Consider the following 17,050-nt stretch of genomic DNA (forward strand, 5'->3'; position numbering starts at 1 on the left):
GTTTTCATCACACCAGAGGCGGCTGGATGGAAGCAGACCGCTCCAGCCACGCCGGAACCGGCAGGTTTTTGGACCGCAGGAACTCCGGATTGTAAAGCTTGGACTGGGAGCGGGTGCCGTGGTCGCACAGGATCGTGACGATGGTCTTCCCGGGCCCGATGTCCCGGGCAAGCCGGCGCGCGCCGGCAAGATTGATCGCGGAGGAACCGCCCAGCAGAAGCCCTTCATGCTCTGCAAGATCGAAGACGAGCGGCAAGGCCTCCTCGTCTGAAATCGTATAGGCATAATCGGCCTTCACATCGCGGACGATCGGCGTGCTGCGCCCAAGGCCTATGCCCTCGGCGATGGAGCCGCCTTCGGAAGCCACGGCTTCGCCGGTGGTGAAGAGCGACTGCATGGCCGCGCCGCGGGGATCGGCGCAGCCGATCACCACACCGGGTCTGTTTTCCTGAAGAAACCTGGAAACACCGGCGATGGTTCCGCCGGAGCCGACGGCGCAGATGAAGCCATCCACCTTGCCGTCCGTCTGTGCCAGAATCTCCGGTCCGGTCGTCAGATAGTGGGCTTTGCTGTTGTCGAGATTGTTCCACTGGTCGGCGAAGATGACGCCGTTGGGTTCGGTTTTCGCCAGCTCTTCCGCAAGGCGCCGGGCAACATGCTGATAGTTGTTCGGGTCCTTGAACGGTTTTGCCGGAACCTCGACAAGCTCCGCGCCACAAAGGCGCAGCATGTCCTTCTTCTCCTGGGTCTGGGTCTCCGGAATGACGATGACCGTCCTGTAGCCGCGGGCGCTGGCCACAAGGGCCAGTCCGATACCGGTATTGCCGGCGGTCCCCTCGACGATCACGCCTCCCGGCCGGAGATCACCGCGCGCCTCGGCCGCCAGGATCATCTGACGGGCAGGGCGATCCTTGACCGACTGGCCCGGGTTCATGAATTCCGCCTTGCCCAGGATTTCGCATCCTGTTTCTTCGGAGAGGGCCTTGAGGCGAATTAGGGGCGTGTTGCCGATGGCATCGACAACGGAAGCAGACACAGACATTTTTACAATCCCGGATGATCTGGCCGAAACCGGTGCGGCCTGATGGAATCTGATGAGACCGGACGCTAATTGTCCCGACCAAGTGGATCAAGGGCGCAATGTAAGGCGTCAGGTCCGGAATGCCAGCATTCTGACCGGCCTCAGGTCTGTTTTCCCGTCAACCGACCCGGTTTTCGCATGCTGTTGGCGGTTTTAAGCCCCCCGGCGAAAATTCAAAAATCAACAATTTTGGTGTATGGGTTGATCCGCAATTCGCTGCCTGACGTATTAGTCTTGTAGCAATCTGGGTGTCCGGAGCCGAATGAGAGCGATAATGGAAACGAATGTGACTGGGATGGATGAATTGCTGGCCGGATACGCGGCCGGTTCATTGTCCTATCCGGCACAGGCGCTCGTTGGAGCGCATCTGGAACTCAGTGGCCGGAACAGGGGGTATGTATCTTCTCTCGAAACGCTGGCCGGCCTGGATCTGGAGGCGGCCGAACCGGTTGCGCTGAGCGATCGTGATACGGCTCTCGGCGCGATTTTCAGCACCGAAGACCCCTTCGTCGGCAACCTGGGATCGGGCTCGCGGGAATCCCTTTCGCCGGTCCCTGCTTTGCCGCGCTCTCTGCAGGCCATCATCGGAACGTCCCTGGACGATGTCGCCTGGAAGAGACTCCTGCCGGGTGTGCGCGAATGCAGGTTCGGCGAAATTGACGGCTGCAATACGAGTCTGCTTTGGGTGCGTGGCGGACGGGCATTGCCTTCACACACCCATCATGGTGCCGAACTGACGCTGGTCCTGCAGGGGGGATTCAGCGACGACGACGGTCATTTTGTCACCGGCGACATCGCCTTTGCCGACGGCGATGTGGATCACAAGCCGATCGCCGACAAGGGCGAGGACTGCATCTGTTTCGCGGTCACGGCAGGACGTCTGGAATTGACTGGCCCGATCGGACGCTGGTTCGATCCGTTTATCAGTTAGAGCCTTCTGCGCGATCCGCTCAGGCTGCCCCATCGCGTGCCTTGAAAGCGATCCGGTTTCCCGGTGTCCGCGTATGAGGCAAAAGCGAGGTGACTGACGTGTTCTCAAGATTTTATGTCGCGTGTCCCGAGGACGGATGCGCCTGGGTGACGGGCGCCAGTTCCGGCATCGGTCGGGCGCTGGCGCTCGATCTGGCCCGCGATGGCTGGCGGGTCGCCGCGACGGCGCGTTCCGTGGACGCGCTTCAGGAAATCAGCAGCTTGTCCGAAGGGCTTGCGGGAGACATTCACGCCTTTCCCGGAGATGTCACGGACACGGGTGCAATGGGGGAGCTTTGCGGTGCGATCATCCGGCAGTTGGGTGCTCCGGCGCTCGTAGTCGCCAACGCCGGGATCTATCTGCCTCAGGACGGATTGAACGGCAAGGCCGCTGAGTACCGCAGCAGTTTTGACGTCAATCTGATGGGGACGGTCAACACGATTCTTCCCGCGATCGACACGATGAAGGCAAAGGGAAGGGGGCAGATTGCCGTGGTTTCATCGGTGGCCGGATACAGCGGTCTGCCCACGTCCGCTGCTTATGGGGCCACCAAGGCCGGTCTCGCCAATCTTGCCGAATCACTCAAGTTCGACCTGGACGGTGCGGGCATCCGCATTCAGCTTGTCAGTCCGGGGTTTGTCGATACGCCGGCTACCAGCTCCAATCCGTTCCCCATGCCGCATCTGGTTTCCGTGGAAGAGGCTGTAAAGCAGATCCGCAAGGGACTTGCCCATCCCCGGAAATTCGAAATCGCCTTTCCCGCGACATTTGTCCGCCAGCTGAAAGCGCTGCGTTGTCTCCCGTACGGATTGTATTTCCCGCTCATTGCCAGAGCCACGGGCTGGAGCGGCAAGCGGCCGGCTGACTGAGGGGGGAGAGGCGCTCGGCAGTCAATCGCGCCTCAGAGCGGTTTTTCGTAGACCATCTGGCGAACGTCGATGTTGCCCGCCCGGAAACCGGCCTCGCAATAGTGGAGATAGAACTCCCAGAGCCGCTTGAACTTGTCGTCAAAGCCAAGCGGCCGGATCCGCGGCCAGGCCTCTCGGAAGCTCTGCCGCCATTCGGCAAGCGTGCGGGCATAGTCCTGGCCGAATATGGTCTGCTCCGTCAGATTCAGGCCAAGCGACTTACTGATGTCTGCAAGCCTTCCGGGCGGTGGCAACATGCCGCCGGGAAAGATGTAGCGCTGAATGAAATCGGTCCCCCGACGGTAGTCGTCGAACATTCTGTCCTGAATGGTAATGATCTGGAGACCGGCCTTGCCGCCGGGTTTCAGGCATCGGGACAACTGGCCGAAATAGGTCGGCCAGTATTTTTCACCCACTGCCTCGAACATCTCGATAGACGCGATCCGGTCGAAGGTGCCCTTTTCGTCGCGGTAGTCCTGAAAGACGACCTCAACCTTGTCGTTGAGGCCGGCCTTGAAGATCCGTTCTCTGGCATAGTCGAACTGTTCCCTGGAGATGGTCAGGGCACGCACTTGCGCGCCGACCGTCTTGGCGACATGTTCTGCAAAGCCACCCCAGCCGCAACCGATTTCCAGAACCGTGTGCCCGGGTTCGATGCCGGTATGGCGGACCAGGGAAGCGTATTTTTCCGCCTGGGCCTGCTGCAGATTGTTGGTCTCGTTGCTGTAGATCGCCGAGGAATAGGTCATCGACGGGTCGAGCCACTCCTTGTAGAAGGCGTTGCCGAGATCGTAATGGGCGGAAATGTTTCGCCTTGAGCCGCGTTTCGTATTGCTGTTCAGCCAGTGGCGCACGGACAGAAGGATGCGTGTGAGCGGACGGCCCTGCAGCGCCTCCAGCATCGTCTCCTGATTGATGCAGAAGACTTCCAGAAAGGTGGTCACATCCGGTGAGGACCAGTACCCGGACATGAAGGCCTCGCCGACACCGACATCTCCCGACTGAACCACCATGCGGAAAAAGCGCCAGTCATGGATTTTCGCGACACCGTGCGGGCCTTCTTCGGTTCCCTTTATGAGGAATGTCCTGCCGTCCGGAAAGGTGATTTCCAGCGAACCGTACCGTATCTTGAGCGCAAGACCGGCGGCCATACGGACGAGGCGCGATGTTCCCCTCAAGGTGTCTCTGAAATTGTCTGGGGTCAGGACAATCAGTTGATTCATGACAGAACCTCTTGAAATATCAGCTCTTTGATGCCAGCGACGTGTGGCGGGTATCTTTGTGGTCCCCCTGATCCGGTGCGGGGGCGGAATGAAATGGTATATGTTTGCGCCAGAGTTTAACGGCTTCCCAGTGAATGGCAAACATCACCTTGAAGGTCAGGAAGGGAATGCGCAAGCATTCACGCAGGATGTACCTGCTAGTGAAAGGAAGCTTTACTCCCGAAAACGTCGCGGACAGTAACGGGCCCTCAGGGTCCTTTTCAAGAATGCGCACCCGGACCGCGTCGCCGGGGGGAAGCATGCGGAAGTGGTACTTCTGATCCATGTCGATAAAGGGCGAGACATGGAATGCCTTCCGCTGCTCCTGGCGCACGCCGGCATCGCTCAACTGGCCCGGTTCGAGCGGCAGCGCGTAGGTGTGCATGCCACCGAACGTGTTGCGTACCTCATAGACGAGCGCGCTCAATTGCCCGTCGGCACCATAGGCGTAATAGACGCTGAGCGGGTTGAAACCGTAGCCAAGTACCCGCGGATAGGCGAGAAGAAGGATGCGGTCGGGCTTCGCAAGCCCCTGTCTACCCAGCAGGTCTTCGATATGAGTCCTGAGACCGGAGCCGTCCCTCGGCCCGTGGTCCTTCTCGTGAAATGAGAGAAGATTGAAGCGGTTGACCGAAAAAAGCCGGCTTGATCTCCGCGCTTCGTCTAGACGGTCCAGATCGAGGAGGAGCGAAAAGACCGAATAGGTGAAGCGGTGTTCCTTCGGCTTCATGCGGGCATGCATGATCTCGCCGGAGTAGAGCGCTGCGGCGCAGGCGGGCAGGGGGCCGTTATCACTCAGCCGGTTTGACCGGAATGCCTTCTTCATTCGGCGGCATCCAGAAAGCAGTTGTCCGATACCGGCAGTTCCCAGGGCACCTGCGCACCCAGAGCCCTGGCGACTGCCAATCCCGAGCGGAGGCCATCTTCGTGAAAACCGTTTCCGGTCCAGGCGCCGCAGAACCAGGTGTTGCCGACACCCTGAATGTCGGTCAGGCGCTTCTGGGCGGAGAGCGCGGCAGCGTCGAACTGGGGATGATCGTAGACATATCTTGCGAAGGTCCTGTCCTCGCGCGGTGCCTTGAAGGGGTTGAGGGTGACAAAGACCGGCTTCGCGGGATCAATGTTCTGCAGCCGGTTCATCCAGTAGCTGACCGTGACATCCCGGGTCTCGCCCGCATCCCTGTCCGACATGTAATTCCAGGACGCCCAGACCCGCTTGTTTCTCGGCATGAGATCCTCGTCCCGATGCAGATAGACTTCGTTCGGGCGATAGCGGATCGCTCCCAGAATGTCCCGTTCCTCTGCGCTCGGGTCGGTCAGCATGGCCAGGTTCTGGTCTGTGTGGCCGGCAAGGATGATGTGATCGAAAACATCGATGTTGCCCGAAGTGTCGGTGACTGTGACCTTGCCATTCCGGCGTTCGATTCCGACAACCTGTGTGCCGAGCCTGATCTTGCCCCTGAGAGGTGCCAGCAACCGGTCCACATAGGTTCGGCTGCCGCCGGACACGGTTCGCCACAGAGGCCTTTCAAAGGACAGCAGGCGGTGGTTTTCGAAGAAGGCGACGAAACTCTCCGCCGGATAGGCGTGCATTTCGCTTAGGGGAGTGGACCAGATGGCGGCGCCCATGGCCAGCAGGTAGTCGTTTATGAAGCCTTGCGAATAGCCGTGGCTGTCCAGGTAGCCGCCAAGGGTCTGCCCGCGCAGCGCTCCTGTTCTCAGATGTTCCACGGAGCGCTTGTTGAAGCGCAGGATGTCGCAGAGCATGCGCAGGAAACGCGGTGACACGAGATTCCTGCGTTGCGCGAATACCCCGTTCAAGCTGTGCCCGGACCATTCCAGCATCCCGTTGTCGGCCGAAAGGGCGAAACTCATGTCGCTGGTCTCGCTCGCGACACCCAGATGATCGAGAAGGGCGGTGAAATTCGGATAGTTGCGCTCGTTATAGACAATGAACCCGGTGTCTACGGAGAGCTTCGTTCCGTCATGGTCGATGTCGGCCGTCGCGCTGTGCCCGCCTGACCTCAACCGCTTTTCGTAGAGGACCACTTCATGAGTCTGGCTGAGTGCCCAAGCTGCGCTGTTTCCGGAAATTCCGGAGCCGATGACGGCAATCCGCATATTCGATCCTTTGGTCTCCCCGGTCAGGTCCCAGGGACGCCCGGCGGTGAACTTGTTCCTGTCTGTTGTCTGGAGGCTTACGGCGCCGGGAACAAGGCGGATCACGTAGTTGGATGAATATGCAATAAAATTCCGTCGCAGGAGGGCGACGCACCTGAAGTACGGCACCGGTCTCGCGCAGGCATGCCTGTCTGCGCGAGGCTGAGAACGTCACTGATCGCGAGCCGTGGCAAGCCGCCTACTTCCCTGCGTGGAGGGATCAGGCCTGCAGCGTGCCGACGATCCAGTTCCAGGCGACCTGAACCCGCGATCTTGCCGTGTCGAAGAAGGACACGATCCGGTCCCAGACTGACTGGCCGAAATCGGCTGCCTGCAGCATGGGGCCGCGTTTGTCGGCTTCGTCCTGCGTTTCGATCAATTCGACGGTCGTGGCGGCTGTTCCGTCATTGATCACCCGCCGGGTGACCGTCAGGGTCGCTTCCGTTGCCAGGCGCGATTCATCCTTGCCGGCGACGACCATGTCCGGATCCATCGCCCGCACGACGACCGCGCGGCCGTCCGGAAGCAGATGGGTCTCGTTGGTGCTCACCTCGGAGTCGTAAATGACCTCACCATAGGAATCGATCAGTTCGACCCAGACGGCTTTTCTGCCTTCCAGTTCGATCTCGCCAACCCAGATCGTGAGTTCGCTTTCAAGCGGATCGCTCTGGTCCTGCGTGGCCGAGGCCACCGTGACGGCAAGCTGGTCCTCAGGCAACGTGATCGTTTCCTGAGGAAGAGGGGCCGCGACTGCGCTTCCCGCCGCGAAGGCGAGGATGAGACCAAGCGCAAATATTCCAGTTCTTCTATTCCGTTGCATGTTCGCCTCCCAGGGCTAATACAACTGTCTTCACCACAATCGGCGTTTGTTATTGGTCCTTTGGACTCTTTTTGCAGATTTGACCGTTATCGTGTCGTTATGTCGTGAAACGCACTCAGGTGCCCTGTCACGATTTGGCCATTATCACACCACAATCTGCGTTCCAGGTGTAATTCTAATCACAGTTTGGAACGTTTTCAGTTACCTTTTGTTAATAACTGTTGTTTCGGCGCCAATATTCAAGACATTTCACTTCAAAGTGAATTTTATGGCCTGTCAAAACTGTCAGTGTTGTTTGGCGTCAATTATTGATTGTGACTTGGTATACTAATGTCCGACGGCGAATAAAGTTTCAAAATAATCAGAAAAATCCCGACGAAGTATCCGTTCCATCACGAGAGACGGAAGACTCTTCATTGCGTCAGGAAGCCCCATTGTACAGGAATTTGCCAGTTTTTCAATCTGTCATGGCGATCCATGGGGAAGGCCTCGCTGCCGGCGTCCGGTCGACGACCGTCTGGAACGGACGGACAGGAGAGGGGCCGAGCGCTTTGGCGAGTGCGGGAATTCCTGACTGAAACAAAAAGCGTCACCGGGGAGTGCCATCCCGACAAAATTGGCAGGAGGCCGAAGGTCCGGGGACAGCGGAAAATTCCGGTGGTGAAATCGACCGGGCATTGTTACCGGTTATGCGTGCGGCTGAGCCCGCTGATCCTGTATTGTTCGCCGGGACGTACCTATCCGTCGGACTTGCGGAAAATACCCTATGAAAAGCACCACGGGACATCCGGCCTGTTTCGCACCGCATGTCTCCTGTACCCGCCGTTCCTCCGGGAGAGTGATCAATGACCGTCGGACTTTCCATCCATGATCTGATGACGCCGGTCGCGGTGATCGACGAAACGGTCATGGCAAACAACATCAGGGTCGCGCAGGACTATTTTGACAGGATAGGCCGGAATTTCCGCCCGCATATCAAGACGCACAAGATACCGGCCCTTGCCGCCCTGCAGCAGGCGGCGGGCGCGAAAGGCATCAATTGCCAGAAGATCAGCGAGGCGGAAGTGTTCGCCGATGCCGGGTTCACGGACATTCTGATCACCTTCAACATGCTGGGCGCAGCGCGGCTGGAGCGGCTCAAGGCGCTGAACGCCAGGGTGGATCTTCAGGTTGTCGCCGACAACGCTGTTGTCGTGGAAGCGCTTGCGGCCGGCTTTCAGGCGGACCGGCCCCTGAAGGTGCTGGTCGAATGTGACACCGGCGGTGGCCGGAACGGCGTTCAGACCCCGGCCGATGCGCTGCATCTCGCCAATAGCATCGATGCCTGTGCCGGTCTGGTCTTTCATGGTCTGCTGACCTATCCCAAACCGGCCTCCGAAGCCGGGGTGGAAACTTTTTTTGCCGAGGCGGTCGAAATGCTCAATCAGGCGGGTCTGGCGTGTCCCGTTGTCTCCCATGGTGGATCGCCGAGCCTGTTCGATTCCGCGCTGGTGGCGAGCGCCACGGAACACCGCGCCGGTACCTATATCTTCAACGACCGCGCCATGATGCGCGCCGGCATGTGTGATGTTGATGATTGCGCAATGCATGTGATCGCCACTGTTGCCTCCTGTCCGACGGAAACACGCGCCATTCTGGATGCCGGCTCCAAGGCGCTCACATCGGATCTGCTCGGCTTCACCGATCACGGTCTCATGGTGGACTATCCGGACGCGTCGATCGTCTCCTTGAGCGAGGAACATGCCGTGGTGGACCTGAGCGGTTCGGTGGCCAGACCGCAGATTGGCGAGCGGGTGCGCATCATTCCCAACCACACATGTGTGGTCTCCAACCTCTTCGACAAACTCGTCTTTCACCGCAATGGCGTGGTCACGAGGATGGAAACTGTCGCGGCTCGGGGGAAGGTCGTCTGAGCAGCTTTCGCGTCTCTCTCGGCGAACAGGCGTCAGGGGGAGCGTATCCATGCTATCCGGCGACGTTACACGGGTTCAATCCGTTGACACACTACGGCGGTCAGTCAGGCGTTGATGATCCGGATGCGGGGAACTGCGGCCCTTGACGTCTCAGTGTCCAGGCGAGCGCACATGCCTGGTCGGTCAGACCAGATCGATCCGGTCAGCGCCGTTTTCCACTGCCTTCCGGGCCCCCTCAATGCTGTCCACGCAAACCAGCCACGGAATTCACCTCATGCGCCTGTCTCCGTAAAGGCCAGGCGCGCGGCGATGCCCGCGCCCTGCAGGCCGCCGTTGTCGGCGAAGCGGCCCTTGGTCACCAGAGGGCCGCCGTAATCTGCCAGAACGAGTGCCCGGCTTTTTCTGTCGATCAGGTCAAGCAGCGCACCGTCGTTTGCAAGGCCTCCGCTGACCGGGATGACATCGGGACCGAGCGTGTTGACCAGAACCGACAGGGCTCTTGAGAGCAGGGTCGCCCAGGCCTCCACGGTTGCCGTTGCTGCCGGGTCGTTCGCGTGCCAGGCACTGGTGATCTCCGTGCTGGATACAGCCCTGCGATGGAGTGAAAGATGAATGCGTTCCATGCCGCGTGCGGAACAGGCGGCATCGATGCAGCCGGTCTGGCCGCAGCCGCAGGGATAATGCTCAAGTCCCTGCAATTGTCCGCCGGCCGTCGGGTCCACCACGGGGCCGTGTCCCCATTCTCCTGCAATGCCGCCGAACCCCTTGACCAATTTTCCGTCGATCACCAGTCCGCCTCCCACACCGGAGCCGAGAATAATGCCGAACACGACGGCCTTGCCACGGCCGGTTCCGGCTGTGGCCTCGGCAAGCGCGAAGGCGTTGGCGTCATTGATAATCAGCACAGGCCGGTCGAGCGCGGTCTGCAGATCTTCGAGGACGGGTCGTTTGTCCAGGCAGGGAATATTGGCGACCTCCGCGAAGCCGGTCCGTTCGTCGAATGCACCTGCCAGAGAGATCGAAATGGGTGAGTGGCTGTCTTCCGTGCAGGCCGAGATTGCCGCGACGAAGGCGTTCCAGTCGTCTCCAGGCGTGGCAACACGGCCGGATTCGGCAACGCTTCCATTCTCCTGAAGGGCGCCATGCCGGATAAAGGAGCCGCCGATATCGAAACAGGTGATCATCGCTTGCGCAAACGCCTCCGGATGTTATGTGACTGCCTTGGCGGATAATACCAATATGTAACCAGGTTGGAGGCGAGTAAACCTGAAAATTTGATATGTCGATTTCGCTTGAGGAGCTCCGAGTCTGTGATCTGGCCGTTTCGCAGAAATCAGGATGAATACGGGCGGAAATTTCGTTTTGTCCGGGCCTGGCGGGAGGCGTCCTGTCTTTTGTCACTTGATCTTCGGATTCGATAAAGCTTAGATTGGTGTTAGAAAGGTATTGTTTTTGTCTCCCCAGGGTGGCCTGTTTCATGACCGAGTTCATTTCGATGCTGGAAAAGCGCGACTGGCTGGCCAAGTCCGGCGGGCCCCGCTATTTGCAGCTTCGAAGCTGCATTCAGCGGGCCATTGACGAAGGGGTGCTCAAGGAAAACGAACCGTTGCCGTCCGAGCGTGAAATCGCGGCGACCACCAGTCTGTCGCGCGTTACCGTCCGCAAGGCGGTCTCCGGTCTGGTCAATGACAAGGTTGTCGTGCAGAAACGTGGCAGCGGTTCCTTTGTGGCTCCCGGTATACGCAAGGTCGAGCAGCGTCTGTCCAGCCTCACGTCCTTCAGTGAGGATATGGAGCGCCGGGGCCTGACTGCGACCAGCGAATGGCTTCGCCGGGGTCTCTTTCCAGCCTCGCCGCAGGAGATTTTCACCCTCGGCCTCACATCCGGTCAAAGGGTCGCCCGTGTGGACCGTTTGCGCAATGCGGACGGCATGCCCATGGCGGTCGAGCGCGCATCGCTGTCGGAAAGCGTCCTTCCGGATCCGGAACGGGTCACCACGTCGCTCTACGCGGTCCTGCGTGCCTCCGGAAACCAGCCCGTGCGCGCCATTCAGCGTATTTCGGCGCGCAACCTCATGCCGGTCGACGCCGAAATGCTCGGCGTTCCTGCCGGAGAGGCCGGCCTCGAGATCGAGCGGGTATCCTATCTTGCCTCCGGACAGGTTGTTGAATTCACCCGATCCGTGTATCGCGGCGATGCCTATGACTTCATCGCCGAACTCCAAATTTCGGAAGATTGACTTGATGAACGACTTCAGAACTGCGGGCTCCGCGACGCATATGCGCCGGGAAATCGAGGAAATTCCGGCAGCTGTGCGCCGGTTGCTGGCCGAAGGGCATCCGCGCATCAGGCAGATTGCCGCGGGAGCCGGCGCTCCGGTGTTTCTGGCCAGTGTCGCGCGCGGTTCGTCCGATCATGCCGCTACATTTCTGAAATACGCTTCCGAGATCTATCTGGGGCTGGCGATGGCATCGCTGGGCCCTTCCGTCTCGTCTGTCTATGGCGGTCGTGTCCGGCTGGACCGGGCTCTGGTCATTGCAATCTCACAGTCCGGCGCCAGCCCCGACATCCTGTCCGCGGTCGAAAGCGCATCCGGACAGGGCGCCTTCACCGTCGGATTGACGAACACGGCCGATAGTGCGCTTGCCAGGCTGTCCGGGGCCGCCGTCGATATCTGCGCAGGTCCGGAACGCAGCGTCGCCGCGACCAAGACCTTCGTGAATTCCATCGTTGCCGGTCTGCTGCTGCTTGCGGAAATCGGTGGAGACGAGGATCTTCTGAAGGCCATGGCCAGGTTGCCGGACCAGTTCGCGGGAGCCATCGACGTGGACTGGCGGGCGCTTGCCGAGCCGGTCGAGGAACGCGGCTCCCTTTATGTGATCGGCCGTGGTCCCGGATTGGCGATTGCCCATGAAGCTGCCCTGAAATTCAAGGAAACCTGCCAGATTCATGCGGAGGCCTATTCCTCGGCAGAAGTCATGCATGGTCCCGTGTCCATTGTCGAAAACGGCTATCCTATCCTGGCCCTCGGTGTGCGGGATGCGGCAGAGGAAGGGCTTGCTGCCACGGCCGATCGAATGGCGGCACAGGGTGGTGCGGTCTTTGCGACAACGGACAAGGTGCAAAAGGCGTCCCGGCTGCCCTTCGCGGCAACTGATCATCCTCTGACCGATGCGCTTGTCCAGATTGTCTCCTTCTATGCGTTCATCGAATGGTTCGCCCGCCGCCGGGGATTTGATCCGGATGTCCCGAAACACCTGAACAAGGTCACCCAGACCGTATGACCGGAGCGACCGCCTACCGCTGCAGCAGGGTGTTCGACGGCGAGACGATGCACCACGATGGTGCTCTTCTGGTGCAGGACGGACTCATGGCCGGCGTCTGCCCGGGCCCTAACATTCCTGCCGGATTTGCCGTCGTCGACCTGGCCCGCGGCATTCTGTCTCCCGGGCTGGTCGACCTGCAGGTCAACGGTGGCGGCGGGCTGATGCTGGGGGACGTTGAGAGCGTGGAGGACATCGCGACCATTTGTGCCGCCCATGTTCGCCTCGGTACGACAGCGCTGACGCCGACACTGATCACAGACACGCCGGAAGCCACCGCCCGGGTGATCGAACTTGCGATGAAGGCCTGGACCGACCGCGTTCCAGGATTCCACGGGCTCCACCTGGAGGGGCCACACCTGTTCGCTGGCCGCAAGGGCGCCCACGATGCGGGCCTGATCCGCGTCATGACGGACGATGATATCGCGCTTTATCTGGCAGCGGCTCGGCATTTGCCGAGCCTGATGATCACAATTGCTCCCGAAACGGTAGACCGCGAGCAGATTGCCAGGCTGGCGGGGGCGGGCATTCACGTCAGCCTCGGTCACAGCGACGCCTCCTACGTCCAGTGCCGGGAAGCTGCGGAGGCGGGGGCCACCTGCATCACCCATCTCTTCAACGCCATGAGCCCCCTGCGTCACCGGGAACCGGGCCTCGTTGGCGCCGCGCTGGATCTGGGCGCCTTCAGTGTCGGAATGATCGCCGATGGCATTCATGTCGACCCGGTCGCGATGAGGATCGCCCTGAAAGCCAAGACCGGGCCTGGTCGGATCTTTCTGATCACCGATGCCATGTCGCCAACGGGGACCGACGTCACCTCCTTCAGGCTCGGGGGACGTGAGATCTACCGCGGGAACGGCATGCTGACCCTGGAAGACGGCACGCTCGCCGGGGCCGATATTGATCTCCCCTCCGCGCTGAAATATCTGACGGAGAAACTCGATATCGGTCTGGATACCGCGCTGGCGATGGCCACAAGCGGACCGGCGGATGTCCTGGGGCGTCCCCTCGGCAGGTTGAGGCAGGGCCATGCGGCCGACTTCGTGCACCTGAATGCCGCACTGGCGGTGGAGGGTGTCTGGCTGTCAGGCAAGCCTGTTCGATAAATCGGGAAATCCTCGGGAACAGGGGCCGGTCCGGGATCTTCGGCTGTCGTTCCGCTAATTGGCGTCGGTGACATATCCGCGCGGATTCTTGCAGACCCAGTGCCAAGTGTCCCTGCACATGTTGTCCAGATCGCGTCCGGCCTTCCAGTCGAGCAGTTTTTCCGCCAGCCCCGTGTCAGCATAGCATTCCGCCACATCCCCTTCGCGGCGCGCTGCGAATTCGTAGCGGATTTCCCTGTTGGAGGCGCGCTCGAACGCGCGCACCATTTCCAGGACGCTGTAGCCGTTTCCCGTCCCCAGATTGACGGCAAAGCAGTTGGATGGCGCGGCGCCGGACGCCAGCACTTCATGGGCGCGCAGATGGCCTTCGACCAGATCGGTGACGTGGATATAGTCGCGCACGCCGGTTCCATCCCTGGTGTCATAGTCGTTGCCGAACACCGAAAGCCGTTCACGGCGACCGTTGGCGACCTGAGCAATGAACGGCATCAGGTTGTTGGGAATGCCGAGTGGATCCTCGCCGATCAGGCCGCTGTCATGGGCGCCGACCGGATTGAAATACCGCATGATACCGAAGCGCCAGGAACTGTCGCTGGCGGCGAGGTCACGCAGCATGTCCTCGATGACCAGCTTGGTGCGCCCGTAAGGGTTGACCGGTCCCGTCGGGTGATCCTCCGTCAGCGGCAGGAACTGCGGTTCGCCGTAAACGGTGGCCGAGGACGAGAAGATCATCTGTTTCACCCCACATGCGGCCATGGCCGACAGAAGGCGGTGGGTACCGACCACGTTGTTGTCGTAATAGGCGAGGGGCATCTTCGCGGATTCCCCCACGGCCTTCAGACCGGCGAAATGCACCACGGCGTTGCAGCGATACTGCTTCAGGATTTCTTCCAGCCGCGTCTGGTCCCGGATGTCGGCCTGTTCGTAGGCGACTTTCCGGCCGGTGATCGCGGCGATCCGGTCAAGACTGACACTGTTGGAGTTGGACAGATTGTCCAGAACAACGATGTCGTGACCTGCCTGCAGAAAGGCGACGCAACAATGCGAGCCGATGTAGCCGGCGCCGCCGGTAATGAGTACGCTCATGCATCCCCCAGTGTGTCGAACGGGCTCTCGGGCCGGTCTACCCGAAACGGCCCAGTCTTTCCATCTCCCTCGTGAAGGGCGTCCGGCATGTCAACAGGCGTAACCGGTAATACCCGATCGGTCTAATGTCCGACCGATTTCGAAAAGACATTGATGACGATAACACCGGCAATGATCAGCCCCAGTCCGAAAATTGCCGGCAGATCGAGCTTCTGATGGAAGACCAGCCAGGCGACGAGGGTAATGAGCACGACACCCGTGCCGGACCAGATTGCATAGACGATGCCGGTCGGCAGAACCCGGATCGGATAGGACAGCAGCCAGAAGGACAGGGCGTAGCCGAGAACGGTGATCACCGAGGGGATCAGCCGCGTGAAATTCTCGGTTCTCGCCAGCGCCGAGGTCGCAATCACCTCCGCAACGATGGCACCGCACAGCAGCAGGTAGGTCGTGACGGGAGCAGATGGCATGGGAGGCTCTTCAGACTGGACCGGAGGCAGAACACCCGGAACGGAAAATCGGATCGTGACTCACGCGACGGTAATTTCAAACGGTAAAATACGCAATGACATCCATGATTTAACCGACCGTCGCGTCAGAGAAACGCAGCAGTTGGAAAAGCGGCCCTGTAGGTTTCGGGAAAGAGAAATCGCTGCGATTCGAACCAGGTTCGGATCGGATGTCTCTTCAGCATGTCTTCGGACAAAGGTCGGTTTCGCACATCAGCCACACACGAGCGCTCGTGTGTGGCTGATGCCGGAGGTGCCCTGGTATCGATCTAGTATCGCTTGAACCTGGCCGGTCCGTTCAGCACGAAAAGCTCGATCTCCAGAGTGTCTGCTTGCCCGGATGGGCCTGAGAATGTGGCCATCGAACGCGAGCCCTTCACGGCGTTTTCATTGGTGAAATCGAAAACCATTGTCGACCCGTCCCAGGGAAGCAGCGGCAGCTTCATGGGAGCAGGTCCCGCAAGCAGAACAAGGCCTCCACCTTCTTCTTGAACCTCGATCGTTCCGAAATAGGGGTGCCCATACCGGCCGATGCAATAGCTGGCTTCGGGAGCCGGGGCTGCGGCGTTCGGGAAAGCTTCGCCGGCAGTGACGCCGACCGGTTCATAGAAGGCCTGGAACAGGCGTTCGTAGCCGGAGAGCCAGTCACGGGTAATTTGGCCGACCTGCACCATGTCGGTGAAGGAGATGCCGATGGATTCGGCAGCGCCGACAGGAGCGGCGTTTGTCAGGACCACGATCCCGATATCGAGCGAGGGCACCAGCGCGAAGTAGGTTGCCGCCCCGAGGACGAATGCACCGGAATGGCTGAGGATAATCCGCCCTGTCGGATCCGTGCCCACATTGAAACCATAACCGTAGAAACCGCCTCGCTCGTCCGGGAAATGCGGGGGGTGGGAAAAGCTCTGGGGGCTGATTGCCGGTTGCAGCGCCTGCGGGGAAATGAGATCCGCCCCGTCGGCCAGCACCATCTTCATCCATTTGGCCATGTCGTTTGCCGAGGAGCTGACACCACCGGCAGGTGCCTGTGCATCAGGCTGGCGCTGATACAGTTCCTCGAAGCCGTCACCGCTTCTTGCATGCGGAACAGCGCGGTTGTCTCGTGCGATATAGTCATCGAAGCGGGCGCTCGTCCTGGTCATGCCGAGAGGCTGGAAAATGGCCTCTTCGGACAGGTCTGCCCACTCGGCGCCCGAAGCGGTGGCAACCGCTTCGGCCCCGGCAGTAAGACCGAAATTCGTATAGGCATAACTGGTGCGGAAGGCAGACAGCGGCTGCAGGCTCAGCCGCTCGAGGATCGTCTGACGATCGAAACCGAGATCCTCAAGATCATCCCCGGCATGGCCGGGCAGACCGGAGCGATGACTGAAGAGATCGCCGATTGTCAGCAGATCGGTGATTGCCGGATCCGAAAGGTTGAACCAGGGCAACAGATCCCGCATCCGGCTGTCCCATGACACCACATCGCGCGACACCTGTCTTGCGACCACTGTCGAACTCACCGACTTGGACAGCGAGGCCAGCTGGAAAACGGTATCGGCGTCGATCGTCTGATCGCCTTCGCCCCCGCGATCCCCAAAGCCTTTGGCATAGACGGTCTCGCCCTGATGAACCACGGCAACGGAGATGCCCGGCACACCGGTGCGGGATTTTATGTCTTCCACGATGCCATCGAGCGCTCTGATGGCTTTCGCGATCTGTCCGGCCGGGACCTCGGTTCCTGCAGTTCTCGATGGCGGCAAGTCCTGCGCCAGGACCGGCACAGGCAAGGCTGCGAGAGAGGCGGTGGCCAGGAAACGGCGGCGGGTAAGCTTGTGGGATGACATGTGAAACCTCTCGATCAGCAATCATGCTTCTGAATCGCGGCGAACCGCGGAATGACACCGGCGGCATTTCGACCGGCTCTTGTTTT

15 protein-coding genes are annotated in these 17,050 nt (G+C 60.2%); 6 read left to right on the forward strand and 9 right to left on the reverse strand.

Annotation, left to right across the window (positions count from 1 at the left end):
- Positions 1–7: 7 nt before the first annotated feature.
- Positions 8–1,042, reverse strand: a complete 1,035-nt coding sequence (locus DCO57_RS02215) for a cysteine synthase A (RefSeq protein WP_116697189.1) — start codon at positions 1,040–1,042, stop codon at positions 8–10.
- A 334-nt stretch (positions 1,043–1,376) separates the two neighbouring features.
- Here DCO57_RS02215 and DCO57_RS02220 point away from each other — a divergent pair, with 334 nt between their 5' ends.
- The gene (locus DCO57_RS02220) at positions 1,377–2,012 is read left to right on the forward strand and encodes a ChrR family anti-sigma-E factor (RefSeq protein ID WP_244287867.1); all 636 of its coding nucleotides are present in this window, start codon (positions 1,377–1,379) and stop codon (positions 2,010–2,012) included.
- Positions 2,013–2,110: 98 nt separating this feature from the next.
- Entirely contained in the window at positions 2,111–2,920 is an 810-nt protein-coding gene (locus DCO57_RS02225; RefSeq protein ID WP_116697191.1) for an SDR family NAD(P)-dependent oxidoreductase, read from the forward strand.
- A 32-nt stretch (positions 2,921–2,952) separates the two neighbouring features.
- Here DCO57_RS02225 and DCO57_RS02230 read toward each other — a convergent pair whose 3' ends face one another.
- From DCO57_RS02230 to DCO57_RS02245, 4 genes are all read right to left on the reverse strand, one after another.
- Complete coding sequence (locus tag DCO57_RS02230; RefSeq protein ID WP_116697192.1) at positions 2,953–4,182, reverse strand: cyclopropane-fatty-acyl-phospholipid synthase family protein; 1,230 nt, start codon at positions 4,180–4,182, stop codon at positions 2,953–2,955.
- Positions 4,183–4,201: 19 nt separating this feature from the next.
- Positions 4,202–5,047, reverse strand: a complete 846-nt coding sequence (locus DCO57_RS02235; RefSeq protein WP_116697193.1) for a DUF1365 domain-containing protein — start codon at positions 5,045–5,047, stop codon at positions 4,202–4,204.
- Entirely contained in the window at positions 5,044–6,342 is a 1,299-nt protein-coding gene (locus DCO57_RS02240; RefSeq protein WP_116697355.1) for an FAD-dependent oxidoreductase, read from the reverse strand. Before DCO57_RS02240 ends, DCO57_RS02235 begins: the two co-directional genes overlap by 4 nt.
- Positions 6,343–6,601: 259 nt before the next feature.
- Complete coding sequence (locus tag DCO57_RS02245; protein ID WP_208977742.1) at positions 6,602–7,099, reverse strand: hypothetical protein; 498 nt, start codon at positions 7,097–7,099, stop codon at positions 6,602–6,604.
- 947 nt (positions 7,100–8,046) lie between these two features.
- On the opposite strand from DCO57_RS02245, the gene DCO57_RS02250 reads away from it, so the two are divergent.
- Positions 8,047–9,114 (forward strand): alanine racemase, encoded by a 1,068-nt coding sequence (locus tag DCO57_RS02250; protein ID WP_165814605.1) that lies wholly within the window; start codon positions 8,047–8,049, stop codon positions 9,112–9,114.
- Between the two features lie 272 nt (positions 9,115–9,386).
- On the opposite strand, the gene DCO57_RS02260 is transcribed toward DCO57_RS02250, so the two are convergent.
- Positions 9,387–10,298, reverse strand: a complete 912-nt coding sequence (locus DCO57_RS02260; RefSeq protein ID WP_116697195.1) for an ROK family protein — start codon at positions 10,296–10,298, stop codon at positions 9,387–9,389.
- A 293-nt stretch (positions 10,299–10,591) separates the two neighbouring features.
- Between DCO57_RS02260 and DCO57_RS02265 the strand changes: the two genes are divergently transcribed.
- The 3 genes from DCO57_RS02265 to nagA are packed head-to-tail and all read left to right on the forward strand — an operon-like array spanning position 10,592 to position 13,543.
- Positions 10,592–11,353, forward strand: a complete 762-nt coding sequence (locus tag DCO57_RS02265; protein WP_116697196.1) for a GntR family transcriptional regulator — start codon at positions 10,592–10,594, stop codon at positions 11,351–11,353.
- A gap of 4 nt (positions 11,354–11,357) precedes the next feature.
- Complete coding sequence (locus DCO57_RS02270; protein WP_116697357.1) at positions 11,358–12,398, forward strand: SIS domain-containing protein; 1,041 nt, start codon at positions 11,358–11,360, stop codon at positions 12,396–12,398.
- Positions 12,395–13,543: an N-acetylglucosamine-6-phosphate deacetylase gene (gene nagA / locus DCO57_RS02275; RefSeq protein WP_116697197.1), complete on the forward strand. Its 1,149-nt coding sequence runs from the start codon at positions 12,395–12,397 to the stop codon at positions 13,541–13,543. Before DCO57_RS02270 ends, nagA begins: the two co-directional genes overlap by 4 nt.
- A 54-nt stretch (positions 13,544–13,597) precedes the next feature.
- Here the strand turns inward: nagA and galE are convergent, their stop codons facing one another.
- From galE to DCO57_RS02290, 3 genes are all read right to left on the reverse strand, one after another.
- Positions 13,598–14,629 carry a UDP-glucose 4-epimerase GalE gene (gene galE / locus DCO57_RS02280; RefSeq protein ID WP_116697198.1) on the reverse strand — a complete coding sequence of 344 codons (1,032 nt, stop codon included), beginning with the start codon at positions 14,627–14,629 and terminating at the stop codon, positions 13,598–13,600.
- Between the two features lie 122 nt (positions 14,630–14,751).
- Positions 14,752–15,099: an SMR family transporter gene (locus DCO57_RS02285; protein ID WP_116697199.1), complete on the reverse strand. Its 348-nt coding sequence runs from the start codon at positions 15,097–15,099 to the stop codon at positions 14,752–14,754.
- Between the two features lie 308 nt (positions 15,100–15,407).
- Positions 15,408–16,964 (reverse strand): serine hydrolase, encoded by a 1,557-nt coding sequence (locus DCO57_RS02290; protein ID WP_116697358.1) that lies wholly within the window; start codon positions 16,962–16,964, stop codon positions 15,408–15,410.
- Positions 16,965–17,050: the final 86 nt, after the last annotated feature.

The organism is Labrenzia sp. 011, from assembly GCF_003075075.1.
Classification (GTDB): Bacteria; Pseudomonadota; Alphaproteobacteria; order Rhizobiales; family Stappiaceae; genus Roseibium.

Excerpts from the sequence above, each read along its gene's own strand:
- DCO57_RS02215 (WP_116697189.1), bottom strand. The coding sequence starts at position 1,042 with ATGTCTGTGTCTGCTTCCGTTGTCGATGCCATCGGCAACACGCCCCTA.
- DCO57_RS02220 (WP_244287867.1), top strand. The coding sequence starts at position 1,377 with ATGGATGAATTGCTGGCCGGATACGCGGCCGGTTCATTGTCCTATCCG.
- DCO57_RS02230 (WP_116697192.1), bottom strand. The coding sequence starts at position 4,182 with ATGAATCAACTGATTGTCCTGACCCCAGACAATTTCAGAGACACCTTG.
- DCO57_RS02235 (WP_116697193.1), bottom strand. The coding sequence starts at position 5,047 with ATGAAGAAGGCATTCCGGTCAAACCGGCTGAGTGATAACGGCCCCCTG.
- DCO57_RS02240 (WP_116697355.1), bottom strand. The coding sequence starts at position 6,342 with ATGCGGATTGCCGTCATCGGCTCCGGAATTTCCGGAAACAGCGCAGCT.
- DCO57_RS02250 (WP_165814605.1), top strand. The coding sequence starts at position 8,047 with ATGACCGTCGGACTTTCCATCCATGATCTGATGACGCCGGTCGCGGTG.
- DCO57_RS02260 (WP_116697195.1), bottom strand. The coding sequence starts at position 10,298 with ATGATCACCTGTTTCGATATCGGCGGCTCCTTTATCCGGCATGGCGCC.
- DCO57_RS02265 (WP_116697196.1), top strand. The coding sequence starts at position 10,592 with ATGACCGAGTTCATTTCGATGCTGGAAAAGCGCGACTGGCTGGCCAAG.
- DCO57_RS02270 (WP_116697357.1), top strand. The coding sequence starts at position 11,358 with ATGAACGACTTCAGAACTGCGGGCTCCGCGACGCATATGCGCCGGGAA.
- nagA (WP_116697197.1), top strand. The coding sequence starts at position 12,395 with ATGACCGGAGCGACCGCCTACCGCTGCAGCAGGGTGTTCGACGGCGAG.
- galE (WP_116697198.1), bottom strand. The coding sequence starts at position 14,629 with ATGAGCGTACTCATTACCGGCGGCGCCGGCTACATCGGCTCGCATTGT.
- DCO57_RS02285 (WP_116697199.1), bottom strand. The coding sequence starts at position 15,099 with ATGCCATCTGCTCCCGTCACGACCTACCTGCTGCTGTGCGGTGCCATC.
- DCO57_RS02290 (WP_116697358.1), bottom strand. The coding sequence starts at position 16,964 with ATGTCATCCCACAAGCTTACCCGCCGCCGTTTCCTGGCCACCGCCTCT.